Annotated in this window: 20 protein-coding genes; 9 read left to right on the forward strand and 11 right to left on the reverse strand. The window is 49.3% G+C overall.

All coding sequences use genetic code 11. The features are described from left to right. The first annotated feature begins 47 nt into the window (after positions 1-47). The gene (locus H6F72_RS07815; protein ID WP_190433465.1) at positions 48-557 is read left to right on the forward strand and encodes a Crp/Fnr family transcriptional regulator; all 510 of its coding nucleotides are present in this window, start codon (positions 48-50) and stop codon (positions 555-557) included. Here the strand turns inward: H6F72_RS07815 and H6F72_RS07820 are convergent. From H6F72_RS07820 to H6F72_RS07855, 8 genes are all read right to left on the reverse strand, one after another. After that, a complete protein-coding gene (locus H6F72_RS07820) occupies positions 551-1942 on the reverse strand; it encodes a cobyrinate a,c-diamide synthase (protein WP_190433467.1) in 1392 nt (463 codons plus the stop codon). The two genes, H6F72_RS07815 and H6F72_RS07820, sit on opposite strands and share 7 nt — an antisense overlap. An 83-nt stretch (positions 1943-2025) precedes the next feature. Continuing rightward, positions 2026-3408: a glucose-6-phosphate dehydrogenase assembly protein OpcA gene (gene opcA, locus H6F72_RS07825; protein WP_190433469.1), complete on the reverse strand. Its 1383-nt coding sequence runs from the start codon at positions 3406-3408 to the stop codon at positions 2026-2028. A gap of 90 nt (positions 3409-3498) precedes the next feature. After that, complete coding sequence (gene zwf / locus H6F72_RS07830) at positions 3499-5028, reverse strand: glucose-6-phosphate dehydrogenase (RefSeq protein ID WP_190433471.1); 1530 nt, start codon at positions 5026-5028, stop codon at positions 3499-3501. Between the two features lie 238 nt (positions 5029-5266). After that, the gene (tal, locus tag H6F72_RS07835) at positions 5267-6412 is read right to left on the reverse strand and encodes a transaldolase (protein WP_190433473.1); all 1146 of its coding nucleotides are present in this window, start codon (positions 6410-6412) and stop codon (positions 5267-5269) included. Between the two features lie 74 nt (positions 6413-6486). Continuing rightward, positions 6487-7554 carry a class 1 fructose-bisphosphatase gene (gene fbp / locus H6F72_RS07840; RefSeq protein WP_190433474.1) on the reverse strand — a complete coding sequence of 356 codons (1068 nt, stop codon included), beginning with the start codon at positions 7552-7554 and terminating at the stop codon, positions 6487-6489. 513 nt (positions 7555-8067) lie between these two features. Beyond that, positions 8068-9522, reverse strand: a complete 1455-nt coding sequence (locus tag H6F72_RS07845) for an ATP-dependent DNA helicase RecQ (protein ID WP_190433476.1) — start codon at positions 9520-9522, stop codon at positions 8068-8070. Positions 9523-9618: 96 nt separating this feature from the next. After that, complete coding sequence (locus H6F72_RS07850) at positions 9619-10326, reverse strand: ATP-dependent Zn protease (protein ID WP_190433479.1); 708 nt, start codon at positions 10324-10326, stop codon at positions 9619-9621. 48 nt (positions 10327-10374) lie between these two features. After that, positions 10375-11187 carry a D-alanyl-D-alanine carboxypeptidase family protein gene (locus tag H6F72_RS07855; RefSeq protein WP_190433481.1) on the reverse strand — a complete coding sequence of 271 codons (813 nt, stop codon included), beginning with the start codon at positions 11185-11187 and terminating at the stop codon, positions 10375-10377. 113 nt (positions 11188-11300) lie between these two features. Between H6F72_RS07855 and H6F72_RS07860 the strand changes: the two genes are divergently transcribed. Then, positions 11301-12287: an AEC family transporter gene (locus tag H6F72_RS07860; RefSeq protein WP_190433483.1), complete on the forward strand. Its 987-nt coding sequence runs from the start codon at positions 11301-11303 to the stop codon at positions 12285-12287. A gap of 28 nt (positions 12288-12315) precedes the next feature. On the opposite strand, the gene H6F72_RS30145 is transcribed toward H6F72_RS07860, so the two are convergent. Both H6F72_RS30145 and H6F72_RS07870 read right to left on the reverse strand, forming a co-directional pair. Continuing rightward, positions 12316-12747 carry a hypothetical protein gene (locus tag H6F72_RS30145; protein ID WP_242016838.1) on the reverse strand — a complete coding sequence of 144 codons (432 nt, stop codon included), beginning with the start codon at positions 12745-12747 and terminating at the stop codon, positions 12316-12318. 75 nt (positions 12748-12822) lie between these two features. Next, positions 12823-13359: a phosphoribosyltransferase gene (locus H6F72_RS07870; RefSeq protein WP_190433484.1), complete on the reverse strand. Its 537-nt coding sequence runs from the start codon at positions 13357-13359 to the stop codon at positions 12823-12825. 203 nt (positions 13360-13562) lie between these two features. Here H6F72_RS07870 and H6F72_RS07875 point away from each other — a divergent pair, with 203 nt between their 5' ends. After that, entirely contained in the window at positions 13563-14840 is a 1278-nt protein-coding gene (locus H6F72_RS07875) for a hypothetical protein (protein ID WP_190433486.1), read from the forward strand. A gap of 95 nt (positions 14841-14935) precedes the next feature. Beyond that, on the forward strand, positions 14936-16417 hold the full coding sequence (locus H6F72_RS07880) for an MFS transporter (protein ID WP_190433488.1): 1482 nt from the start codon (positions 14936-14938) through the stop codon (positions 16415-16417). Here H6F72_RS07880 and H6F72_RS07885 read toward each other — a convergent pair. Next, positions 16414-19728, reverse strand: coding sequence for a PAS domain S-box protein (locus H6F72_RS07885; protein WP_190433489.1), 3315 nt, complete (start codon positions 19726-19728; stop codon positions 16414-16416). The genes H6F72_RS07880 and H6F72_RS07885 overlap by 4 nt on opposite strands. Positions 19729-20658: 930 nt before the next feature. Between H6F72_RS07885 and pstS the strand changes: the two genes are divergently transcribed. From pstS to psb27, 5 genes are all read left to right on the forward strand, one after another. Next, positions 20659-21795, forward strand: coding sequence for a phosphate ABC transporter substrate-binding protein PstS (gene pstS / locus H6F72_RS07890; protein WP_190433490.1), 1137 nt, complete (start codon positions 20659-20661; stop codon positions 21793-21795). A 75-nt stretch (positions 21796-21870) separates the two neighbouring features. Continuing rightward, positions 21871-22824: a phosphate ABC transporter permease subunit PstC gene (gene pstC, locus H6F72_RS07895; RefSeq protein WP_190433491.1), complete on the forward strand. Its 954-nt coding sequence runs from the start codon at positions 21871-21873 to the stop codon at positions 22822-22824. 66 nt (positions 22825-22890) lie between these two features. After that, positions 22891-23781, forward strand: coding sequence for a phosphate ABC transporter permease PstA (pstA, locus tag H6F72_RS07900; protein ID WP_190433492.1), 891 nt, complete (start codon positions 22891-22893; stop codon positions 23779-23781). Between the two features lie 271 nt (positions 23782-24052). Further along, complete coding sequence (gene pstB / locus H6F72_RS07905) at positions 24053-24859, forward strand: phosphate ABC transporter ATP-binding protein PstB (RefSeq protein ID WP_190433493.1); 807 nt, start codon at positions 24053-24055, stop codon at positions 24857-24859. A 220-nt stretch (positions 24860-25079) separates the two neighbouring features. Then, the gene (psb27, locus tag H6F72_RS07910; RefSeq protein WP_190433494.1) at positions 25080-25472 is read left to right on the forward strand and encodes a photosystem II protein Psb27; all 393 of its coding nucleotides are present in this window, start codon (positions 25080-25082) and stop codon (positions 25470-25472) included. Positions 25473-25477: the final 5 nt, after the last annotated feature.

Genomic DNA, 25477 nt, shown 5'->3' on the forward strand with positions numbered 1-25477 from the left:
TCTGCTTCAAACTGGACTGATATGAGCTTATTTGCACCCTAAACTCTATGCTAACTAGCGTCGATCGCCTACTTTTTGTTCGAGGAGTGCCTATCTTTAAAGAGCTACGGGATGATTTTCTCGTGAGATTAGCTTCGATTATGGATGAGCTATCTTTCCCGGCGAAGCACACCATCTTTAAAGAAGGGCAGGAAGGGCGATCGCTTTATATTGTGGTGTCTGGCCGAGTCCGTGTCCACCTGAGCAACCAAGAGCTGGCGCAGCTAGAGAAAGGTGCTTGCTTTGGGGAAATGTCTTTGTTTGATGCTGAGCCACGGTCGGCTTCGGTAAGCACGCTAGAAAATTGTGAGTGTCTGGTCCTAACGCAGCAGCAGCTTTACGATGCCATTGACGAGACTCCTGGCATTGCGCTCAATATCATTCGGTTGCTGTCCCGCCGGATTCGCGAACTAAATCAGAGAATTAATGCCCAAGACGTAGAAAATCAAAAACTATTGTCGTTCTACAACCGCCACATGAATAGCAGGGAGGACAGCCGCTTGCCATCTTCCTACTGAAATTTCGCGATGGGTTGTTGAAACTGAGTACAGGATCGCACAAATCGAGCGGCTAGTTCGGGTCGGCTCCCCCAGTGCAAATGTAAATAGGAGGCATGCACTTGCTGCGATCGCCAGCCTTCTAGACTGGGTGCTTCTTGCGACGATGGGTCATAGCGCCAAGTTTGAAATAAGGGTTGGGGCGTAGTTTCAGTCAGAGTTGAGCGGTGAAATTCGTGGCCGCAAACCGTAGTGCCTGCCGCGATTAAGGAACTGTTTTGTTGCGCGATCGCCCGTCGGTAGCCCAGAGTTAAACGCCCCCCCATCACAGCAGTAGTCGGCAAAATGCCAACCATTGGCCAAGATTGCTGATCAAACCCTTGAATCTGCTGACATAAATACATCAACCCGCCACACTCGGCGTAAGTGGGTAGCCCTGCTTGAATTGCCCGTCGTACCCCATCTCGTCCGCTAGCGTTATCTGCCAACTGCTCGGCAAAGACTTCAGGAAAACCACCGCCCAAATAAAGCCCTTGTACATCTACTGGCAAATGGGGATCGCTGAGAGGACTCCAAGAAACGAGTTCTGCACCTAATTGTTCCAGGCAGTCTAAGTTGTCGGCGTAGTAGAAGTTAAAAGCACGATCGCGGGCCACAGCAATTCGCACTTGAGGCCCAGGAAACAAGTTTTGCTCCTGACCAACTAACGGCTCAGAAGGCTGGGGAGGCGGTGCATCAAGCAACGGCAACAGTTGGGGCCAATCAAAGCAGGTTTCGCCTAAGTCAGCGAGTCGGTCGATCAAGGAGTTGAACTGATCCAATTCTCCAGTCGGAACTAAACCGAGGTGACGGTCGGGAATCGTGATCTCCGCTTGGCGACGTAATACACCCAAAATCGGCAAATTGAGCGGCTCTAAAGCTGACTGCAAGAGTTCTAGATGGCGATCGCTGCCAACTCGGTTCAGGACCACACCCGCTAATTGAATTCGTGGATCGAACGAACGGTATCCGTGGGCGATCGCTGCTACAGAGCGTGACAAACGGCTGCAATCTAGCACTAGCAAAACTGGAATGTTGAGCAGACGGGCAATATGAGCGGTACTAGCACAGTCCTCAGATCCCGTTGCACCATCAAATAGACCCATCACCCCTTCGACTAAGGCACAATCTACCCCCGCAACATGACGAGCGAAACATTGCTGAACATAGGCTTCTGAAGTGAGGACGGGATCAAGGTTGCGACAAGCTCGACCTGTCACCTGCGTATGAAACATCGGGTCAATGTAGTCTGGACCGACCTTAAAAGACTGCACCTGCAACCCTCGCCGCTGCAACGCTGCCAACAGCGCTAAAGTCACTGTGGTCTTCCCAACCCCACTCCTCTCACCTGCGATCGCCAAAGCCATAACTGAACCATAAAAAATAAGGTGCTAGCTAGAAATCACCTCATGATGATCTTGCTAACACCTTAATAAACTAACTCAGGTATTTACTCGGCTGAGTGGTCCCGCAGTTTAGCAATTTGAGCTGATACAGCTAGGCTTTCTTCGTACAGTGCATCCCGACCCCAACTTTGGAGTTGTTGACTGAGCAGATTCTCTGCTTTCTGATCCAATAGAGACGAAACCTGCTGAATTCGGCAGGATTGGGCACCACCCCCCGATTCCATCCGCATACAACCAGAGGTTTCAGAGCAAAGCACTGTACAACAATCGGCATTGGGATTCGTCGAAGTCAGACGCAGGGCCATCAAGTCACCCCCCACATCGCCATAGTCAGCTGTGGGCATTCCGGCTAATTCTGCCTCGATCGGGCGCTGATCAGCCGCGACAAACCGCACTCGCCGCAAATCATAGTCGCCTCCTTCGTACTCATAAGAGACGGGATGCCACTGGAGCCGACTTGCTAACCAACCTAAGAACATTAAAGCTTGGGTCGGATTGCCTTGCTCGTAGTCAATTGTGACGCGATCGACTTCTGTTAAGGCAGCCCGACGCTCCGGGGGGTCAAAAGCCTCCGCAGTTAGTTCCTGCCACGGGGCCAACCGTCGCCAGTTCAGGTCAGCAACATGAGTTCCTTGTTCCAGAAGGCTTTGGACTTTGAGCAGGCCAGTTTCTGCTTCCAAGAAAGTGCTGGAGTCTACGATGACACAGGTAGAAAAACCTGCTAATTGCCTGAACAAGGCTTGGTTAGGCTCAGGTGTCGCCTTCCACCACAGAAACTTTGGCAGGTCACCAATCAACAGGGAAGAAACCAAGCTGCTGGCCCGATCTAGCGCTGTTTCTGTGCCTCGTAGAGTAATGTACTCACAGCAAATCAAAGTACTGCGGCTTTGCTTTTGCACAGGGCAGTAAGCAGAAACTTGAGCTGTCACCCCTTCATCTTCCCCAGAAACTGGGAATAGAGCGATGATGCGGCAAGGGTTTTGACTGGCGATCGCATCTGCCACCCCTGCTCCCCTAGCATCTCTGGCATAGGAAGGACTAACCGAGGAAGATTCGTCACTGGCAGCAACGGTACGCTTTTTGGTGAGTTCTTCCTGCAACTTTTGCAGTATTTCGGAAGTGGCTTTGCCTGTAATAGGTAAACCATAGGTTTCCTGGGCTGTCCTCAGAGCTGCTTCCATACGAGGGCCAGTAATGCCATCAATCGGCCCCGTATAAAAACCGAGATCAGCAAGTAAGTGCTGAGTTTCCTCCGGTTCATAAACGATCAAACTAAAAGTAGCAGCCCTCGTTGCCACAGGAAAGGAGCCATCATCACCTGTAGCACTGTAACTTTGCCAAATCTTGCCAAGTTCACCGTCAATTTCGCTCAGCGAAACATCTTTGGGAGCTTGTAGAGAAACAACAGGAGAAGACTGTTTAGCCATAGGATTTATTGGGGTAGTTAGGGTTCAGGAATCAGCGTTTTGAGGTTAGAGATGTAGTTCAGTGCTCTTGATGCGCTAGCTACCAAAAAACTACGGCCTCCGCCAACGATGGCCATCACGGTTCAGCAACAACTCGGCTTCGGCTGGTTCCCACGTACCCGCTTCGTAAGTAGGGATTGAGGTGGGGTCAGTGGGAGATTCCCAAACTGTCAGGGCAGGAGTCACGACTCGCCAAGCTGCTTCCACTTCATCCGCGCGGGTAAACAGGGTTTGGTCCCCCATCATGCAATCCAGCAATAGGCGATTGTAAGCATCAGCGTTAGAAACACCGAAGGTAGAGCCGTATTGGAAATCCATATCCACTGAGCGACTTCGCAAGCTCGGCCCTGGCATTTTGGCATCAAAGCGCAGAGAAATTCCTTCATTCGGCTGAATTCGTAGCACCAGCACGTTGGGGTTTGCTTGCTGCGTGGCCGACTGGAAAATCAAAAATGGCACTTCCCGAAACTGAATTGCAATCTCTGTCACCTTCTTGGGCAAACGCTTCCCAGTTCGCAGGTAGAAGGGCACTCCTTGCCAGCGCCAGTTATCTACCACTAGCTTCATGGCGACATAGGTCGGCGTGGTTGAGTTGGGATCAACGCCCGGCTCTTCGCGATAACCCGCCACTTGCTTGCCCTTCATCCATCCGGCTGTGTACTGCCCCCGAATCGCGGAAAACTCTAGGTTATGCTCGTCGGCTAAATGCGTCGCCTGAATCACTTTGACTTTTTCGGTGCGGATACTGTCGGCATCAAGAGAGTTGGGAGCTTCCATTGCCGTGAGTGAAAACAGCTGCATCAGGTGGTTTTGCACCATATCTCGCAGCGCCCCAGAGCTTTCATAGTAGCCCGCCCGATCTTCAACCCCAACCGTCTCGCCAACGGTGATCTGTACGTGATCGACAAACTGACGATTCCACAGTGGCTCGAAAATGGCGTTGGCAAAGCGAAACACAAGGAGGTTTTGAACGGTTTCTTTACCCAAGTAGTGGTCGATGCGATAGACCTGCTCTTCTTTGCAAACCTGGCGCACTACTTGGTTAAGAGATTGGGCCGAGCCTAAGTCCCGACCAAAAGGCTTCTCAATCACCAAACGGCTTTTCTGGGGATCGGTCAACATGTTGGCTGTGCCCAACTGCCGAATTGCCTCCCCAAAGAATTTGGGAGCAACCGCTAAGTAGAAGACGCGATTGCCTCTGGTGCCTCTTTTGCCATCAAGCTCCCCTAAAAATTCTTTGAGCTTGAGATAACTGTCTGGATCATCAATGTCACCAGAGAAGTAATACAAACCTTGAGCAAAATCTTGCCAAGCGTCTTCTGAGCCTACCCCATCAGAGAACTGATCGATCCCTTCGCGCATTTGTTCGCGGAAGTAGTCGTGACTCCAAGGCCGACGAGCCACTCCCACAATGGTCATTTCAGCGGGTAGTCGCCGTTCTCGCTTGAGCTGGTAGATAGCAGGCACTAACTTGCGCTGCGCCAAATCCCCTGAGGCACCAAAAATAACCATAATCAGGGGTTCAGGAATTCGTTCCTGCTGCAAACCAACGCGCAGGGGATTTTCGAGCAAAGTCACCATATTAGAATTTGTGATTAATTAATGAGTTAAGAGTTAGTGGTTAGCAATTGGCGGTTAGCGCCTAGCGGGTTGGTGCTTAACGCTTAGCGGTTGGCTGTTAGCTTGAGAAACTCCTAATAATCCGAGAGGCTGATGGAGTGTCCTAATTAAAGGGAGCAAGAAGGCGATCGCTCTAGGTAATTGCCCACAGCGAACCGCCAATCGTCAAAAACTCCTAGAAGCCAACCGCCAGCGCTTTCTACACAGGAGAGAGAAGATTGATTTTCTCTTCCAACGCCTGCATCAGTGAGTGGAAGGGTTGAACGAACTTATCAAGCCCCTCGTGTAATAGTTCAGTCATGACCTGATCGAGATCGATATTGATGTCGGGATCTTTCAGGTTTTCAATCAGGGTATATGCATGGTCTACGTCAGTTTCAATGCGGCTGGCGACATCGCAATGATCCACACAAGCATCAATGGTGCTGGGGGGTAGGGTGTTGACGGTATCTGGCCCCACCAAACCATCTACATACATGACATCGCTATAGTCGGGGTTCTTGGTTCCGGTGCTCGCCCACAACAGACGTTGCACATTCGCACCCTTTTCAGTCAGGGCTTTCCAACGGTCAGTTTGGATGATTTTTTTGTATTCTTGGTAAGCGATTTTGGCATTAGCGATCGCCACTTTACCCTTCACTGCTCTCAGCTTGGCTTCTTTTTCGAGGCGATCGACCCCTGCCTTCAGTTGGTTATCAATCGCTTCGTCCACTTTGATGTCAATGCGGCTTAGGAAGAAACTGGCAACTGACGCTAGTTTGCTGATGTCTCCACCCGTAGCAACTCGCTTTTCCAGACCCCGAATGTAAGCCCAAGCTGTTTCGATATAGCTATCAACCGAGAACAGCAGCGTGACGTTGACGTTGATCCCCTCGCTGATCACCTGCTCAACAGCGGGTAGACCTTCTGCGGTACCGGGGATCTTGATCATGACGTTTTCACGACCAATTTCGCGATAGTAGCGGCGAGCTTCTTCGATCGTCTTTTGCGTATCGTTAGCGATCGTGGGAGGAACTTCAATGCTTACGTAGCCATCTAGGCCACCGGATTCGTCGTACACAGCGCGAAAGATATCGCAAGCATTCCGAATGTCATCAAAGATCAACGATTCATAGATCTCTTGGAGCGGCTTGCCAGCCCGCACTCCTGCTTCAATATCGGCATCGTACATAGCATTGCCGATGATCGCTTTCTCAAAAATGGCTGGGTTGGAAGTGAGTCCGCGAATCCCTTGCTCCTCAATCAACCGCTTCAGTTCACCGGATTGAATCAAATCACGGGCCAAGTTATCCATCCAGATACTTTGGCCTTGATCTTTGATTTCTAGTAAATGGTTTGTGGTCATAACAATCCTTATTTAATTCCTTAAATTTCTTGTGGTAGCAGCAACGCAACTCAGTTTTGTTGCAGAGTAGCCAGTTATCGTTTGGCTGCCATCAGCCTTTCGTCTTGTTCGCGATCGCGCTCCTGAATAAAAGATTCAACTAGCGTCACATCTTCTTTACTGCCAATAATTAGGGGGCTACGAGCATGCAGTTTGTCAGGCACTACATCAAGAATGTCTTGAGTGCCAGCGCTGGCTCTTCCCCCGGCTTGCTCAATCAAAAAAGCGAGCGGAGCAGTCTCATACAGGAGGCGTAACTTACCTTCTGGCTTCTTCACTGTGCCCGGATAAAGAAAAACACCGCCTTGGAACAAAATGCGATGAATATCTCCGACTAAGGCACCGCTATAACGAGCCGTATACCCCTCATGGCGATGCACATAACGGATATAGTCCCGAATTGATTCTTCCCATTGCCAGAAGTTACCTTCGTTGACGCTGTAAACAGGTCCGTGGTGAGGAATGCGAATGTTTTCGTTTGATAAAATAAACTCGCCTAAGCTGGGATCAAGAGTAAACGCATGCACTCCGGTTCCCATCGAGTAAACCAACATCGTGCTAGGGCCATAGAGTACATAACCCGCAGCAATCTGCTTTCGTCCGCTCTGGAGTAGGTCACTCGCGGTACCATCATCTTCCCCTTCTTGTTGGCGAATGGCAAAGATGGAGCCGACATTAATATTGATATCTACATTGGAAGAACCATCAATTGGGTCATAAAGGAGCGTGTAGCGACCAATCGGACAGTTTTCTGGAATGTAGTAAGGCTGCTCCATCTCCTCAGATGCGAGGCGGCAAACCAGCCCACTCTGCTTAAACACAGAGATGAAGACCTCGTTGGCATAGACATCCATCTTCTTGACCGTCTCTCCCTGGACATTGATGTCTCCTGTAACCCCCAGGACGTTTTCCATCAACCCAGCGCGACTGAGACGACGAGCAATCAGCTTCGCCGCTAAGCCAATCCGACCCATGATAGCGCTCAAGTCTTGAGCATCGGCGGAAAAGCTGTGTAATTGCTGTAATACGTGGCGAGATAAAGTCGTGCAATCGCGGTCCAGGCTACGTTCTCCCTGTACCAAAGGTTGTTGAGCATCAACCACGTCTTCTCCTCCTGATCTAGTGAGTGTTAGTAAAGAACTCACTGAGTTCAAAACCTGGCTATTTCTGCCTTCTATATTAGAGAGGGATTCCCAAACTGAAATCTGACTTTAGGTAAACTACAGAAACTGAGATAAAAGTATTCACAGTTTCACGACCCAGGTAGCGATCGTTGTCATAATCCCACTTCAGCTGACTGCACGCATGCTTCTTCGCTTTGTGATTATTAGCAGCCAGCCAAGGGAGAGTCTGCCGCTTCTACCCTGTGTCGTAACTTAGGTGTGAGCAATCACTCACGTCTCTATACTCCTATTCTAGAGAGTGAATTGTCTAACTAGGGTTGCGCACAGTCAGCGGCACCCGCCCAGAGGTTTTCTCTAAGTTGTCAAATGCTAAGCCAGCCAGTGGGAGGTGTAACAGTCACTTCTGCTACAAAATACAAAGTTTTACGCTTTGCAAAGCAAAACTTGAACCAGTGATGGCAGACGCCTTAATACCCTGAAGCGGAATGAAAGTCAACTTTGGCAGCAATCGCAGTGCCCACACCGAAAATTAGTTGCCTCTGCGGCGAAGCCAAAAGCGCTTAACAAAAACTGCCAGCGACATTGCCGAGTACGCAGGTAATCCGTCATTTGAGCGATCGCTTGAGTCTGGAGCTGATTCAAAGTGGTGGAACTTTGATTAGTAGAGGCGATCGCGTAATGAAAGGGATCTTGCCAACGCAGTTGCCCAGCAGCTTGCAACAAAGAGAGGGCGATCGCTCCATCGGGAAACTGGCGTGATACGGCTTCTACGGTGCCTTGGCGAGGAAATTTGTGGATTAATTGGCTAGCAATTTGCTGTTGCGATCGCAGCTTATCAGCAAAAAACTGACGCCGTTGTTTATCTCCTGAATCCAGCCATCCCGTGGGTTCGCTCACCAAGGTCAAGGCGATCGCGGGTTCCCCGTCTCGTCCCGCTCGACCAATCTCTTGCACATATTCCGAGAGCAAGAAGGGAACGTGAAAATGTATTACCCAGCGACAAGCTGGCTTGTTGATCCCCAGGCCAAAAGCAGAGGTGCAAATCACAAATTGGGTGTGTCCGTGCAACCAAGCTTGCTCAATGGCGCGACGCTCCTCTGGGCTTAACCCGGCGTGGTAAGCAGTAGTGGTATAGCCTTCTTGCTGTAGCCAAGTGACCAAGCTCTCACTATCGCGCCGAGTGCGGACATACACTAAACCTGCTTGCTGCGGTCTCGCCTGAATAAACTGCAAGAGCTGCTGTTTGCGGCCTCTGGGAGTCCAAGCGGTCTTGACCAACAAGTGCAAATTATCTCGGTAGGGATTGCAGCGAAAAACCTGTGGTTGTCGCAGTTGCAGAATGTGTTGAATAGTTTTTTGAGCTTGGGGATCAGCCGTAGCGGTAAAAGCTGCGATCGCGATCCGAGTGCCCGGTGGCTTGGTTCGGAGCAGCGCTGGACGGACGGCACCGAGGCGGTAGTAAGCAGGTCGAAAGCTGTCTCCCCACTGAGCTAGACAATGAGCCTCATCGAGTACCAAACTATTGATTTTCAAGTTTGGTTGGCATATTCTCTCCCAGACAGCGGGACTCAACAAAGTTTCTGGCGAGAGGTACAGCAACCGCAGCTTTTGTTGTTCTAGCGCCCACAGCGTTTGTTTGCGCTGTCGAATCGGCAGTTCGCTGTGGAGCAGCGCCGCAGGCAGGCGACGTTGTTGCAGTTCTTGTACTTGGTTCTCCATCAGCGCTACTAAGGGAGAAACCACTAATGTCAACCCAGGTTGCAGCAAGGCTGGCAATTGAAAACAAATTGACTTACCACCCCCGGTCGGCATGATGCTCAGGGAGTCTCGTTGGGCTAACAAGCTCTGCACAACTTCAGCTTGTGACGGTCGAAATGCCGAGTAACCCCAAACTTCTTCTAACGTTTGCTGAGCTTGGTTCCAGAGACTGGGTTGGACTAAATTCATGACTCCGCTCGCGATCGAATACCTGTACCTGTACAGGAACGCACCCTGGCTTAGCATGCCCAGAACTAGAGTTGAGGCTGCGAGCTAGCAAAGAACCTAAGGATTGATTGCTGTAGCTTTTAGGTTCGGACGATGTTGTTCCAAAACGTGGTAGCACTCTGCCACATTCAATTGTTGTTTTAACGCTTCTACCAAAGCTGTATAAGCTTCTTGATGCTGTTGCAATAAATTTCGAGCTTTTAGAACAGCCCATCGTTCTTTTTCTTGTCCTTCTCGCTGTGGACGGCGCAGTTGGACCCAAATAGTACGGAACTTTCGCAGGTCATCTGCGCCTCCCTCGGCATCGCCATAGACCAGCGTTTCTGCCACACCTCCCGCCATCCAAACCGTACAGTAGCGCTCTAGGAGTTGGGCGGAAAGGGTGCCTTGTTGTAACTCCGCATCTAGTTCTTGACAGTCAAAGGTGACTCCGCCTTGACCTACTTGGCCTTGCTTAAAAGCATCCCAAGCACTTAAGGCATACCCTGTGATTGGAATATTGAGCAAATAAGCGACTAGAAAATGTCCTGCTTCGTGATGAATCACGCGATCGCGATGGGCCGGGGATCGCCTAGCAAACCAATCCACGACCAAGGTGCCACCTGTCCCTTGCCAAGCAAAGCGATCCACCGTGACCAAGCTCATCAGCGCCACTACCGCGATCGCAGGCACCAGGGGCGAGAGATGGACGAGCGGCCCTAAGAGGCTGGTCATCGTCACGGTAAACACAGAAATAGCAACCAAGTTAAGCGTGATTTGATTCATGCGGCTGACGGAACCATGAAGTTAAGAACGACTCAAGACTACTCAAGACTACTGGGGGCTATTGGTGCTGCTGGGAGCAGGTGCTAGATTTTTCGCCTTATAAAAAGTTTCTAAACTGGTGCGATCGCCTACAAAGCGCCAATGCCAAGGCTCATAACTCACGTTCTGAGGATTATTTTTGGTAAAAGAAATCTCAAAGTTATAGCGGACAGCATTGTTTTTGAGCCACTGAAAAGCTGTAGTTTCTTCAAAGCTCGTACTCAAGTTAGTCTCTGGAGCATTAGCATCACCAACATCAATCGCATAGCCTGTATGGTGCTCGCTGTAGCCCGGTGGCGCACTCACCTCCGCTCGCTTGGTCGCATCCTGCCCGCGTTCTGCCTTGATATCAAAAAAGACATGCTGTTGGTCTGCTAGGGAGCGAAACCCCGAAATCGGTACGAGTGCCACACCGTCTGCTTGAGCTGCTGCTACCATCGACTCAAAGGCTGCTGCCGCTGCTTTCCTTAACTTGATATTGCCATCCATTGTCAGAGGTTCTAGCTCTGCGGCAGGTGCTTCTGGATAAGGCAAATGCCCCAACAAAGTCTCTCCATTCGGACCGACAGTTGGCTCTGTTTGGGGTGAGGGGGCTGTAGCATTAGCACCTGGACTAGAAGGGGCTGGCTTTTGAGATTGAGAGACGAGCCAAACACTACTTAAGAGCGCGATCGCTCCTAACCCACCTGCTGCTCCTATGAGCCATTGTCGAGGCAGCTTAGGCTGAGGTTGAATCTCTGGGGTTTCCCGCACTGCTTCCGGGATGTCGCCCAATGACGCAGGAACTTGCGGTGGTTTTCCAGGCAGATCGGGGTTATTCAAATTTCAACTCCTGCCTTGAGGTCGCAGCATAACAACTAAACCGATTGCAATATTAAAAATTGTAGACCGGAGCCGATCAATCGACAGTCCAGTCTTTTTGCTTTGATCCCGCTATGCCTAGCCTCGGAATCAGCCTGCTAAAACTTTATTTACCCCTGATGGGATGGGTGTTTTTGGGGCTAGCTCTAGGTCAGCGGCTGCCTCCAGCGACTATGGGCATCCTAGGAAAGTTTCTCTTCTGGATCGGGGTGCCAATTAGCATTGTGGCGTTTTTGCGGCGCGCTAGTTTGAGTGGACCGATTTGGATTGCCCCTGTGACTGCCTGGGCTGCAATTTTTTTGGGAGCAGGTCTGGCTTGGCTTTGGTTACAACACCAACCCCAGGCTTTGGCCCTGAGCAAACCTGATCTCAGCAAACCTGATTTAGGCAAACCTGATCTAAACGAGCCTAATCCGAGTAAACCAACGCGAGGCAGCTTCATACTCGCTGCTATGGTCGGGAATACAGGTTATTTAGGCTATCCTGTCACCCTCACTTTGGTTGGGTCCAAATACTTTGCTTGGGCATTGTTCTACGATCTCTTAGGAACCACGATAGGCGCTTACGGACTAGGAGTCGTTATGGCAGCTCGTTATGGAATGGGGGTGCAGCCTTATGGGTGGCTAGCGCAAGCTCTTGGCAAAAATCCCGCCCTTTGGAGTTTGGGGTTAGGGTTAACGTTTCGGGCAGTGCCCTTACCTCCGCTTTTAGAGCAAAGTTTACAGATAGCAGCTTGGAGCAATGTAGCTCTGTCCTTGATTTTGATTGGGATGCGACTCAGCCAATTGTCTTCTTGGCGCAGTCTACGCCTTGCCTCTATTAGCCTTGGCATCAAAATGTTAGTAGTGCCATTTCTCCTGGGATTGGGGCTATGGCTGGTTGGGGTTCAGGGTCCTGCTCAATTAGTTATTGTGTTGCAGATGGCCATGCCGCCTGCTTTCGCCACCCTTGTGATTGCTGAAGCCTATGATTTGGATCGTGACTTAGCCGTCACGGCTCTAGCAGTGGGTTCTACGGGCCTCTTGTTTACTTTGCCCATTTGGTTATGGCTCTTTCAGTAGCCTTGGCTGGCTAAGCAGGATGGGTCATTTACCCCACCCAACTGACGTCTTCACCGCTGCTGTTGACGGCTGGTAAGGGTTTAGTAATTGGCACTTCGCGGCGGCTCTCTTTAGGTGTGCCTGGTGAAGACTGGGATGCTTTAGTTACTTGATCTGGTGAAATGTGAGTTTGGGTCTTGCGTGTTTGTGATGAAGCCTGGCGTTCTGGCACAATCACTTTCTGCATCAAATACTCAATTGTTTGTTGTTTGACCCAGCCCCTTGTCACCAGGATGTCACCAAAGCGCATTCCAGTTAGCTTTTGATCATTCAAGGCCACATCTATCTGCCCCGGTGACAGCAAGCCAGCTTCCACTAAGTACCCGCCTAAGCGCTTTATATGACTTGCGTGATCTGGCACAGCTGGCTTCTCCAAGCGATCGCTTTTGTCTGGCCTTTTGTCCGGCTTTTTATCTGACATTGTGATTTCAGTCTATCAAGCTGGTTTGTAGCCCCTTCACAGTTCGCAACTCCAATTCCTGAAATTTACTGACATTTATTGGGCTTGACGATTAACCGGAGGCGCGATCGCTGGAGTTACTAGTTCACTGGGGTTCATTTGCTCATACTTTTCAAAAGGCTGATGAATCCAAGGATTGTCGAGCAAGTAGTCTACGTAATAATCCGGCGCAACGGTGGAACAAGCCTTATACCAAAGCACCGCTGTTCGTACTTCTTCTACATAAAAACCGTATTTGCGATCGAGCCAAGTTAGGGTGCGCTCTAGGGTTACTCCAGAATCTACCAAGTCGTCTACTAATAAGATATGGCTACCCAAATTGGCAGTTGTCATGGTTAAGTCACGCGAGAAGGTAATCGAACCCCGCACTTGATTGTTCAGCCCACCATAAGATGAAGTGGCCAAAATTGCTAAAGGTTGATTATAAATTCGCGACAGAATATCACCGACACGCAAACCACCTTTAGCTAAACAAATAATCTGATTGAATTGCCAATTTGACTGATGAATTTGAGCAGCTAATGCTTCAATTTTTTGATAATACTCAGCCCAAGAAACGTGAAGATCCACCATGATTGATTCAATTAAGCAGTAAGAATGAAGAGCATGATACAACTCTTAACCCCATCTCACTCAGGAATTTCCCAGCTTGCTAGTCTCCCTTTTGCCACGACCCTACCATCACAATTCAATTTGGGACGCATACGGACAATCGTGACACTGGGAATCCTAAGCTGACCTCTCAGAAATTTCTGCTCGCCCACGGCTAAGTACAGATGCGAAAAAAGATACTTTTATGGCTTTGTTTGGGCTTTGCTAGTTTGCCGATCGCCTGTCTATGGGTTGCGAATTGGGTTGCGGCTGAGCAAGAAAAACAATCGCAGCAACAGTGGCAAGTTTTTACAACTCGATTTGCTGATTCTGCTCCTAATCGTACGGCTTTGCAGCTAGAGGTATTAAGCGCTAAGTTAGGCATCAATCTGCTGGGTGCCAAAAGCGATCGCCTAACTCCAACAGCAATTCAGCAATTTGAAGCAATTCAGCCAGAACTGCAAGAATTTTTAGACAAGCAGTTAGAAGATGCCACTGATGCAGTGGAGCCGCTGCCCCAGTCCTTACAAAAATATCTACGGGCACATGCCGACACCCTAGATGCCATCCGTCAGCAAGGGCTACAAGGTGAAGTACCTCAGTGGGCCTCAGTGATGTCCCACCCCAATGCAACTCAAGTTCGCCCGAACTTTGCTGGCTTTGTGAAGCTACAACGTCTGCTTGCCATTGATGCTCTAGAGAAGAATCGACTCGGCCAAACCGAGGCAGCGATCGCCAATCTGGAAGCAAGTTGGAGGTTGACCCAAGGCTTGCGCGATCGCCCAGAGCTAAACAGCCAAGTCGTGGCGTTGATCATGACTAAAATCCAAGCGGGTAGCCTCCGTAAAATGCAGCAGTTACCGCCCATTTGGCAGCAACGTCTAATGGAGCACGATTACCGCCAGTCTTTTCAAGCAGCGTTGAACTGGGAGAGTTGGTTGGTTGCCGACTTAATTCGGAGAACAGATCTGCTAGCCAAGCCTGCTAATTCAGTACTGCAACCACTTTGGCAATCGCTCCGCCAACCTTATCTTCGCCTGGCTGCTTTAGATGCGGCTAGCAAAATGCGCCGAGCTTACACGGATTTACCCCAGCAAAATGTCTGTCTCTTTAATCCCCGAACTTTTGATGACGATTTAGGAACCTCACTCGCTCTCTGGAATGGAGAGGGTGGAGATATGTTGTTTGGGTTTGCTCAGCAATGGCGAACCGCAGGTTACTTAATGCTCGATTTGGAATTCACTCAAAAGGTACTAAACACTAAAGCGCTTAAGACTCCTGAGATAGCGTCTACTATAGTCACTCGGCAATCTCGCATTTGTCCTCACGCTCAGTGGATTTATCAAGCTTCACCGACCCAAACTTGGACGCTGAGCTTCAGTCAAGCCCTAGAGCGACCCACCCGTAAAACTAAAGGTCTAGTTTTACCGTTAACTTATCGTGCCAAAGCGCAGAAAATCTGATAGTTTCTGATAGTTTTGATAAACCCTTGGTGCTCGGATAGTTAGCTTGTTTTATTCCATACCAAGGTTGCTCTTTCTCGTCGGTGCCAACTGTTATGAACGATCCGTCTCCCTTTGCCGATGCTGCGACTCCCGCAGAAGAAAAGCTGAGCTTGAGTACCAAGCTAGCCTATGGAGCGGGAGATTTAGGGCCTGCCATTACAGCAAATTTACTAGGTGTATTTTTGTTGTACTTCTTTACCAGTGTGGCAGGGTTAGGAGCAGGGTTGGCTGCCAATATCTTGATGATTGGCAAAGTTTGGGATGCGGTTAACGACCCAGTCGTAGGGACACTGAGCGATCGCACTAAAAGCCGTTGGGGGCGTCGGCATCCTTGGATGATTTTTGGAGCCATCCCTTTTGGGATCTTCTTTTTTTTACAGTGGCTAATCCCACGCTTTAGTAGCAACCCTGTGACCAACCAGTGGGGGTTGTTCTGGTATTACGTGGGCATTTCTATCCTGTTCAATACGTTTTATACAGCAGTTAACCTACCCTATACTGCTCTAACACCAGAACTGACCCAAGACTATAACGAGCGCACCAACCTCAACAGTTTCCGCTTTGCCTTCTCTATTGGTGGCAGCATTCTCTCGCTAGTGTTGGCATTGGCCATCTTCAAGGTGGTTCAAGGAAATCCTGCTCAGCAATATCTCGTGCTTGCAGGGGTTTGCACCGTTTTATCGGTGCTACCACTCTATTGGTGTGTTTGGGGTACCCGAAAACGAGTCGCAGTTACTGAGCGCGCGCGCCAAGCTAGTAGCGACGGGACAGAGCCGCTGCCCTACTTAGAACAACTGGGCATTGTCTTTCGCAATCGCCCTTTTCTGTTTGTAGTTGGCATCTACCTTTGCTCTTGGATCGCCGTGCAAAATACAGTCGCGGTTATTCCCTACTTTGTCGTCCACTGGATGCGCCTTTCTCAGGAAACATTCACTCAGGTCGTGCTGGTCATTCAAGTGACTGCCCTGATCATGCTGTTTGTCTGGAGCAGAGTGAGTAAGCATCTAGGCAAGAAGGCGGTCTATTTCATGGGCATGAGCTTATGGATCATTGCTGAAGTTGCACTTTTTTTCCTGCAACCGGGGCAAACAGCACTAATGTTTGTGCTGGCTTTTCTCGCTGGGTTTGGCGTCTCAACAGCCTATCTGATTCCTTGGTCAATGATGCCAGATGTGATTGAGCTCGATGAGTTGCAGACTGGGCAACGGCGGGAAGGCATCTTCTACGGCTTTATGGTGCTGCTGCAAAAAATCGGTTTAGCTTTCGGCTTGTTTATGGTCGGTAAGGTTTTGGATGGCTCTGGTTTTATTGCCACCGTTGCAGGACAGGAGGCACCGCAACAACCTGAGTCGGCTTTATTTGCCATTCGCTGCTTAGTTGGTCCTCTCCCCTTAGCTTTTTTGCTGCTGGGGTTAGGGTTAGCATATTTTTATCCGATTACTCGTGAAGTTCACGCCGAGATTCTCTTGAAGCTACAGGAGCGCAAAGCCCACCACGGTAAAAGCACTAGTCCTGAAGCTTCTGAAGAAATTTAAGTGCCTTCAATATTGCCAAGCGCTTCCTGGCTAGGCTGGGTTGGCAACTCTAGCAAAAACGTAGTCCATCCCCCACCACTATCGACTCGGATCGTTCCTTTCAAGCGCTCCGCCAGTCGCTGTACTAAAGCTAAGCCTAAACCTGTCCCCCCCTGTTTCCAAGGATCAGCATTCGGCACGCGATAGAATTTTTCAAAAATCCGGGGTAGCTCGGCGGCTGGGATTTCTACCTGGTTGCGAACTGCCAAAGTAACGCTGGTATTGATCCCTGTTGACAAGTTTTTGGGCTGGGGCTGGTGGTTAACCTGTACAACAATTTGGCCTTTGGACGGCGTGTATTTACAGGCGTTGTTGAGCAACTCGGCAATGATTCGGCTTAAGCTGGCTCGGTCCGAGATTAAAGTGGGTGGGTGAGACAAGAACTCTAGGCGCAAAACTTGATGATGCTGCTGCGATCGCGTCTGAAATGGCTCTAGAAGTTCGGGCAGCCAATGCTGCAAATCGATTGACTCCACCACAAAAAGGGGATAAGACGCAGCTTCCAGACGTTGTAAATCTAGCAGATCGTTGATCAGCTCAGCTTCACGGGCACATTCAGTTTGCAAAATTTGTAAGTAGCGTTCTTGCCGCTCGGCGCTGGGAGCCATCCGCAGCATGTGAATCGCCATTTTCATGTTGGAGATGGGAGTGCGAAGCTCATGAGACACGGTACTGAGGAAGTCATCCTTCAGCCGATTCAGCATTTCCAGTTCGGCGACCTGGGTTCGAGATCTTTGATATAAGCGGGCTTGGCGAATGGCGATCGCGCACTGGTTAGCCACTTGTTGCACTAAGCGAATTTCCAGCTCATTAAAGACTGAACCACTGGATCGAAAGAGCCAGAGATCTCCTAGGACTCCTTGGTCATCCAGAATCGGGCAAGCCAGCAAGGTCGCTGCAACTTGGATCGGACGTAGCGTTAAACCCTCGTAGATACAGAACTGAAGATGCTGACCTTGTATAAGCTGATAGTACACTTCTGGTCGATCAGCCATCTGAATGACTTGGCCCACGGCTGAGGGGCCAGGGCTGTAATCATGACTGATAGTAGAGATTGTGTGGTCGGCATTGTAGAGTCCGGTATCACAACAGGGCACCCCTAGGCCTTGCGCTAATTCCTTGACAGCTGTGCTCAAAATGTAGTCTTCATCCAAGCTATCGCGGACCTTATCGGTGATCCGTTTCAGCGTGGCTTCAAAATCTAAGGCTTGCTGCAGTTGCACTGTGCGTTCCACCACTTGCTGCTCTAAGCGAGCATTTAAGCGTTGCACCTGTTCGTAAAGTTCCGATTGTTGAATGGCGATCGCGAGCTGAGTTACCAGCCTTTGCAGGGAGTCAATCTCAAACGGTTCCCAGTGTCGGGGAGCAGAGCACTGATGAGCGCAGAGCAGCCCCCAAAGCTGATCGTTGGACACGATCGGCACTAGGAGGTTAGCTCGAATCTGGATGCGTTCTAAAAATTCTAAGTAACAAGATAGATAGCTTGTCTGGTAAATATCATCAACGACAGAAATTCGTCCCTGTTGATATTGGTGACTGTAATCCACATCAAAACAAGGATCATGCAGCTCGATCCCCAGAACGGATAGACAGCCTGGAGCCACGGATTCCACAATAAATTGCCCAGGTTGATCCGGAATAATTCGGTAAATGGCGGCTCGCTCAATTTGCAGGAGATTTCGTGTCTCAGCCACAGCAGTCTGCAAAATATCATTCAGATTCAGCGATCGCCGAATTCGCAAAGCCATATCAGCAAGCAGGCGATCGCGTTCTGTTTGTTGTTGAAGTTGGGCTTCCGCCCGTTTGCGTTCGGTGATGTCCTTGAACGTAACTACCGCACCCACCAATACTTCATGCTCACGAATGGGCATGGAGGTGTACTCCACCGGAAATGAAGTGCCATTCTTACACCAAAAGATATCTTCTATGCCTTGTCGCACCATCCCATCCTTGAAAGCGGCATAAATGGGGCAGTCACTCTCTAGATGAGGTGTGCCATCTAGCTTAGAGTGATGAATCGTGGCATGCATCGGCTGACCAATCAACTCTTCTACTTCCCAACCGACCATTCTGGAAGCAGCAGGATTCACAAAAGTAACGTGACCTTGCAGATCTAAGCCATAGATCCCTTCTCCCGCTGAGTTGAGAATCAAGTGGTTCTGATGACTGAGGCGTTCTAGCAACTCCTGCGATCGCTTTTGCTCAGTCACATCTGAAATCACCGCGATCGTCCCATTGAGCTGCCCCTCAACGTCATAAAACGGTCCCGCAGAGAGGCTCAGGTCTATCTGTGAATGATCTTGTCGTTGACGGCGCACCTGTAACCCGGTGACCGTTTTTCCTCGGCAGATATCTTGATAAAGCTGTTGAAATTCTGCTTGTCCAGCATCGGACACAATCGGCAGTGGTTGACCTACCACATCTGCGCCTTTCCAGCCAAACATAGCTGCCGCAGCGGCATTCCAAAGCTTTACCTTTCCCCTTTGGTCCAAGGCAATAATGGCTGAGGGTGCCGCATGGATCAAGGCCTGCAACACCTGATTCGTTTCCTGTAACACCGCCTCAATGCGCTGCCGCTGAGTAATCTCGATCAAAAGCTGCTGCTCATGATTTTGAGTTTCGGTCGTAATCTGTTGGCGATACTGCCGAAAAAACCGATTCAGGCGAGGAGCGTCCTGCAAAAGTGCAGCTAAATATTTTTGCGCCCGCTGATCAAGCTCATACGTCACTTCGGGATGCGCTTCTACCCAAACATGGCACAGCTTCAAATAAGCCAAAAACGCACTCAAGTGGTTGTAGTACTGAGTTCCCAACACTCGCTGCATTTGGTTGTAGCAAGCCTTAGAAGCATCCAAGCTGAGGAATATATAAACTGCACTGCTAAAAATGCTCTCTTCCAACAATGAGCCCGAATCAGGCCAAGTTGTTAAAGTCGCAGGCTGGGCTTCTAGAACACTAATGTGAAACTGAATCCTTGCTTCTGTGGGAGGCGGAGACTCTAATAACTGAAGGATATTCAAGGCTGACATGCCTAAAGGCTGCAAGCTGCAACTGTGGCAAATCAGGCAATACGGGACGGCACAGTAACGTGACAGATAAGCTGAAAGTTTTTCTTTAATTAAAGTCGGCAAAGGATTATTCAGATAGGCAGACAAAGTGTGCTGCCAAAGCGTCTCCAGGATCTCAGGGGTTGAGTGAGCAGCGGCAAAGAAAGGTGGAAAAAAACCTAACCGTTCTTCTATTTCTGCTTGAATTTGTTCACTAGTTCGCATAAGAGGTGCGAGTGGGATGCGGAAGACAGTTTTGACTGGGTATGTATCGTCAGCTTCAGCTCAATCGTGCTGCCTATAGTAACGACTTTGAGCTTAACAATCTCTCAACTAGACGCCTCAATCTGAGTCAGTTAACAAATATTTCTTAAAGATTTCTGTTCGCCAGGTAAATAGCATTACCAAGATTTATTAGTTTAACTGGCTTTACTACGTCTTGTGGCAGCTAGACAGACTGGTTCTTCGGCGGAGCAAGGAACGAACGCTGTTTTGCTACAAGCACCACAGGCCAATTCTATGTTTTTAGGCTTAATTTGACAGTCAAAGCTTCTGTAGGGACGTTGTGCTAGCAACATTGTGCAAGGGCAAGGTGATTTCTTAAGTTTATCCAGCACCAATCAAGCAACCATTTGTAGCTCTTTTATAGATCTAGGAATAAGAAATAATTCACGCCAAAGCGATCGCATTTCCTAGCTTTCCGCTAACCTTAAATCAGATCCAAATCCATCAAAATTAATCAAAGAATTCTCTATCTACGTCGTTGTTAAACTGAAATGAATTTATTCGACCAGGATTTGATTCTTCTGGTTTTATTTCAACACATCTACTTCAATATCAACCAATTCACCAATTTAGGAATTTTTGTGCCAGAACACTGAGTTGCGAAATTCAATTTATCCCTTTAGAGAAATCTTTAAAGAGCAAATTCATTTAGGCTGGCACACTCCTTCGCTGAGTTATAAATTCAAAAGCCACAGATCTAACAACTCTCTAACTGTCACCAGCCATGCCAAAAAACAAAAGCTGATTTTTAGTTCCATCGCAAGCTTCTAGAGATTTCAATCCCCTTGTTAACCTTATCTTTACGCTTTAGTTGTATTCTTTTCTCGTTTGCTAAATAAGCAGTCCAGCAAAATTACTCCGAACCTGACAATGGCGCTTCACTTTAACTTTGCTCATCGAGCTTTTCTGACTTCTGCGATCGCCCTGACGGTCGGTTTGGCTTCCTGCCAACAAACTCCCCCCAGCGGTCCTCAAGGTAGCAGCCCCGCACCCGCTGGCAATACTGCCGCCAACAGCAATGCAGGTGGTGGTCAAACTATTGCTTTAAGTGGCGCTGGCGCTAGCTTCCCCGCTCCCTTGTATCAGCGCTGGTTCTCTGAGTACAAGAAGCAAAACCCCACTGTTGAAATCAGCTACCAGTCGGTTGGTAGTGGTGCTGGCGTTAAGCAGTTTTTGGCCGAAACAGTAGATTTCGGAGCCTCAGACGCACCCCTCAAAGAAGATGAGCGGCAAGGATTTCCGGCTAAGCGGGGCCAAGCCATTCAAATTCCTATGACAGGTGGTGCTGTTGTCTTTGCCTACAATCTAGATGGCGTTGACAACCTCAAGCTATCGCGCGAAGCCTACTGCGGCATTGTGCAAGGTGACATTAAAACCTGGAATGATCCCAAGATTGTTCAAGACAACCCTGGTGTAAATCTACCCAGCAACCCCATCACCTTTGTTCACCGCTCTGATGGTAGCGGTACCACCTTTATCTTTACGACTCACCTGAAAGCAGCTTGCCCCAATTGGACTGCGGGTGCCTCTAAAGCTGTACAGTGGCCCGCTGGTTTTGTCGGTGCTAAAGGCAACGAAGGTGTCACCGCTCAGGTTCAGCAAACTCCCGGTGCAGTTGGCTATACCGAGTACTCCTACGCCAAAGAGAACAACCTCAAATCAGCTACGCTACAAAATAAGGGGGGTGAATTTATTGCACCTAGCCCTGAAGCATCTGCAAAAGCATTTGCTGGCGTGACCGTTCCAGAAGACTTTTCTTTGGTGATTCCTGACCCAGAAGCTAAAGACGCTTATCCCATTAATGGTTTGACCTGGTTGCTGGTTTACAGCCAGTACGACGATCCAGCCAAAGCAGATGCGTTGAAAAACATGGTCAAGTGGGCACTCTCTAATGGCGACCAGTATGCTCAGGAGTTAGGCTATGTGCCTTTACCCGATGAGCTGGCCAACCGAGTTGTCGCAACTCTTGATACCATTAAGGTTGCCGCCGCAACTCCGGCACAATAAGCTATTTGGTGCTATTTAGTTTCCGTAGGTAGCTCTTCAGTACCTACGGAACGTCTTTAATTAGTAGAGGAAATCATGACTTTGCTGGTCAGAGATTCTCAGGAGACAATTCATCAACGGTCTCCAATCTCCCGGTATGTGAATATTGGCTTTAAGTGGCTCACTGGCTTCTTTGCAGTGGCAATTGGTTTAACGCTATTGGCGATCGCCTGGCAGGTCGCCAACCAGTCCTGGCCTGCAATCCAGCAATTTGGCTTGGGTTTTCTGACCTCTAGCGCCTGGAATCCGGTTGAAGATCAGTACGGAGCTTGGCCATCGATCTACGGAACTTTAGTCAGCTCCTTTATTGCTCTGTTGCTATCGTTACCCATCGGTGTAGGCGTGGCTCTGTTCCTCAGCGAGGATTTTTTGCCACCCCGCATCCAGCAGCCTTTGGTATTTCTCATTGAGTTGCTCGCAGCAATTCCCAGTGTTGTTTATGGCTTATGGGGCATTTTTGTCCTCATTCCTTTGGTCGGCAAACTAGCTCTTTGGCTGCACCAGCACTTGGGCTGGGTTCCCTTCTTTAGCACCCCTCCACGCGGACCAGGGATGTACATCGCAGGAGTCATCCTGGCTATTATGACTCTGCCGATCATTGCAGCTATTTCCCGTGATGCTTTAGTGGCGGTGCCTTCTGAGTTGCGGCAAGCTTCCTATGGTTTGGGCGCGACTCGCTGGGAAACCATCTTCAAAGTCATGCTGCCTTCCGCTTTCTCTGGCATTGTTGGGGCGACGATGCTGGGATTGGGTCGGGCTTTGGGTGAAACAATGGCGGTCACGATGGTGATTGGCAACGCCAACACGGTCAGCCCATCAATCTTCTCTCCAGCCACCACGATCGCCTCACTCTTGGCGAATCAATTTGCTGAGGCATCAGGGCTGCAAATTTCGTCACTGATGTACACCGCCTTAATTTTGTTTGCCTTAACGCTGGTAGTCAATATTCTGGCTGAACTCTTGGTCCGCTCAATGAGGCAGAGCCTTTAGTATTGAGGCTGAATTGGCTCACTTAAAGATTTAGTCAAAATCGAGATCTAGCAACTAGTCGCTTATATGGCTGATTTCCCCATTCCTTCACCGCCTCCCTTTTCGCCGCGCAGCTTGATGCGGTCTCGGACCTCACCTCGGACTTTGTTCTCCGCCGCCATGACTGGGTTGGTGTTTATTGCGGCCGCGATCGCCTTATTGCCTTTGGTGGCAGTGTTGACCTATGTCATTCTCAATGGAGCCGATCGACTGAGCTTAGATTTATTCACCCAATTGCCACCTCCACCACTCGTCAAAGGCGGCGGATTTGGCAATGCCATTCTGGGTACCTTACTTACTGTCGGCATTGGAGCCGCCATTAGCATCCCTGCTGGGATTTTAGGCGCAATCTTTCTCTCAGAATTTGCTAGAGATACCACCCTCGCTTCTTGGGTTGACTTCTTTAACAACGTCCTCAGTGGTGTCCCTTCAATTGTCGTTGGGGTTTTTGCCTACAGTGTCGTGGTGCTGACTACAGGTACTTTCTCTGCCCTTGCTGGAGGTGTCGCTCTTGCCGTTCTGATGTTGCCAATCGTGGTTAGAACTGCGGCTGAGGCACTAGAATCAGTGCCGAATGAAATTCGTCAGGCTGCCGTGGGGTTAGGAGCCACTGAATTTCAAACTGTGGCCCGTGTCGTCTTACCTGCTGCGATCCCAGCAATTTTGACTGGGGTGATGTTGTCGGTGGCCAGAGCTGCCGGGGAAACCGCACCTCTAATTTTCACCGCCTTATTTAGTCAGTATTGGGCGCGGGGTGTGATGCAACCAACTCCCACCCTATCTGTTCTAATCTTCAACTATGCCATTACGCCTTACAAGAATCAGCAAGAGCTAGCTTGGGCAGGCTCCCTAGTCCTCGTGGCTTTGGTACTAGTCACTAGCATCTTGGCTCGTTGGCTGACTCGACGTAAGGCTTAACCCCAGATTGATGAATTTTACTCAGCCACACGAAAAGAAAGGTTGAATAGAATGTAAGATATCTGTGCGTCCTCAGGAATGTTTGCGATCGCCTGCTTTAAGAGTTGGCTATACCCGGAAATTTGGGTTTCAAGTTTATGACTTAATTGGATAACTACATTTGGTGGCAACGCCTGACAGTGCGAGGTAAGTTGCTAGCTTGCATTTGAATAGAAACATTCTGAATCATTTCAACTAATTAGAGGCGAACTAATCCATTCGGGTTAACTTTATGCATACTCATAGTCCCATTGCCAGTCAGACGGATACCGTTTTACGTGCAGAAAACCTGAACGTTTATTACGGCAGCTTCCGCGCCCTCCGCAATATTTCCTTGGATATTGCCAAAAATCAAATTACAGCTCTTATTGGCCCTTCTGGCTGTGGTAAGAGCACCTTGCTGCGCTGCTTCAACCGTCTCAACGACTTGATTAAGGGATTTAAGGCCGATGGTAGAGTTTACTACCACGCTCAAGACCTCTATGCCTCTGAAGTCGATCCGGTCGAAGTTAGACGCCGAATTGGCATGGTATTTCAGAAGCCGAATCCTTTCCCCAAATCAATTTACGACAACGTCGCCTTTGGTCCTCGGCTCGTTGGCTATAAAGGGGATATGGATGAATTGGTTGAGCAATCTCTCAAACAGGCCGCGCTTTGGGGCGAAGTTAAAGACAAACTGCGAGAGAGCGGCTTAGCTTTATCGGGTGGGCAACAACAACGGTTGTGTATTGCCCGTGCGATCGCGGTGCAACCGGATATTATTTTGATGGATGAACCTGCTTCAGCCTTAGACCCCATCTCAACCCTCCGCATCGAAGATTTAATGCAGGAGTTGAAGCAGCAATATACGATCGTAATTGTGACGCACAATATGCAGCAAGCGTCTCGGGCCTCCGATCGCACTGCTTTTTTCAACGTTGAGGAAAACGAGAAAGGCGGACGCAGTGGTTATCTAGTTGAATACGATCGCACCGAAATCATTTTCCAAAGTCCACAACAGCAGATTACGCAAGAATACGTGAGCGGTCGCTTCGGATAATTGTTAATCATTGCTAGCGCCAAGCTTCAGCCCTAACGAGATTAAATATTTGCATTTAACTGCATCCAGCAATCTTCTTTGTCTGGATTATTTTTTTTGAGAGCAATTTCGTCTTTACTCTCAATACCTATCTCTTAGGAAGGTGATCCCCTAGTACCGATACAAGATAGGATTAACGTTAATTTTCTGATTTAATCCTGTTCTTTTTCGGTAATACATTATGAAACGCTATCTGTCACGTTTGCTAGCTCTGATTCTAGTGGTTACGGTTGGTCTGGCAGGATGCAGTGGCGACCAGCTCAGCGGCAACTATCGGCAAGATACTCTTACGCTCGTTAACAGTTTGCGAGAAACCATTGAATTGCCTCAAGACGCTCCCAATCGTGTCTCTCTTCAAACAGAAGCTCGCCAGAAAATTAATGACTTCGCCTCACGGTATCGCCGGGATGACTCTGTAACCAAGCTGAGTTCTTTTACGACTATGAGAACTGCTTTGAATGCTCTGGCAGGGCACTATAGCTCTTACCCCAATCGCCCGCTACCACAAAAGCTTAGAGACCGCTTGCAGCAGGAGTTGACCCAAGTCGAAACGGCTCTCAACCGAGGCGCTTAATTTTT

Origin of the sequence: Trichocoleus sp. FACHB-46, from assembly GCF_014695385.1 — a bacterium.
Lineage (GTDB): Bacteria > Cyanobacteriota > Cyanobacteriia > FACHB-46 > FACHB-46 > Trichocoleus.

Excerpts from the sequence above, each read along its gene's own strand:
- H6F72_RS07820 (WP_190433467.1), bottom strand. The coding sequence starts at position 1,942 with ATGGCTTTGGCGATCGCAGGTGAGAGGAGTGGGGTTGGGAAGACCACA.
- H6F72_RS07880 (WP_190433488.1), top strand. The coding sequence starts at position 14,936 with ATGAACGATCCGTCTCCCTTTGCCGATGCTGCGACTCCCGCAGAAGAA.
- H6F72_RS07815 (WP_190433465.1), top strand. The coding sequence starts at position 48 with ATGCTAACTAGCGTCGATCGCCTACTTTTTGTTCGAGGAGTGCCTATC.
- opcA (WP_190433469.1), bottom strand. The coding sequence starts at position 3,408 with ATGGCTAAACAGTCTTCTCCTGTTGTTTCTCTACAAGCTCCCAAAGAT.
- tal (WP_190433473.1), bottom strand. The coding sequence starts at position 6,412 with ATGACCACAAACCATTTACTAGAAATCAAAGATCAAGGCCAAAGTATC.
- pstB (WP_190433493.1), top strand. The coding sequence starts at position 24,053 with ATGCATACTCATAGTCCCATTGCCAGTCAGACGGATACCGTTTTACGT.
- H6F72_RS07875 (WP_190433486.1), top strand. The coding sequence starts at position 13,563 with ATGCGAAAAAAGATACTTTTATGGCTTTGTTTGGGCTTTGCTAGTTTG.
- H6F72_RS30145 (WP_242016838.1), bottom strand. The coding sequence starts at position 12,747 with ATGTCAGATAAAAAGCCGGACAAAAGGCCAGACAAAAGCGATCGCTTG.
- pstC (WP_190433491.1), top strand. The coding sequence starts at position 21,871 with ATGACTTTGCTGGTCAGAGATTCTCAGGAGACAATTCATCAACGGTCT.
- H6F72_RS07850 (WP_190433479.1), bottom strand. The coding sequence starts at position 10,326 with ATGAATCAAATCACGCTTAACTTGGTTGCTATTTCTGTGTTTACCGTG.
- H6F72_RS07885 (WP_190433489.1), bottom strand. The coding sequence starts at position 19,728 with ATGCGAACTAGTGAACAAATTCAAGCAGAAATAGAAGAACGGTTAGGT.
- H6F72_RS07870 (WP_190433484.1), bottom strand. The coding sequence starts at position 13,359 with ATGGTGGATCTTCACGTTTCTTGGGCTGAGTATTATCAAAAAATTGAA.
- pstS (WP_190433490.1), top strand. The coding sequence starts at position 20,659 with ATGGCGCTTCACTTTAACTTTGCTCATCGAGCTTTTCTGACTTCTGCG.
- pstA (WP_190433492.1), top strand. The coding sequence starts at position 22,891 with ATGGCTGATTTCCCCATTCCTTCACCGCCTCCCTTTTCGCCGCGCAGC.
- psb27 (WP_190433494.1), top strand. The coding sequence starts at position 25,080 with ATGAAACGCTATCTGTCACGTTTGCTAGCTCTGATTCTAGTGGTTACG.
- H6F72_RS07845 (WP_190433476.1), bottom strand. The coding sequence starts at position 9,522 with ATGAATTTAGTCCAACCCAGTCTCTGGAACCAAGCTCAGCAAACGTTA.
- H6F72_RS07860 (WP_190433483.1), top strand. The coding sequence starts at position 11,301 with ATGCCTAGCCTCGGAATCAGCCTGCTAAAACTTTATTTACCCCTGATG.
- zwf (WP_190433471.1), bottom strand. The coding sequence starts at position 5,028 with ATGGTGACTTTGCTCGAAAATCCCCTGCGCGTTGGTTTGCAGCAGGAA.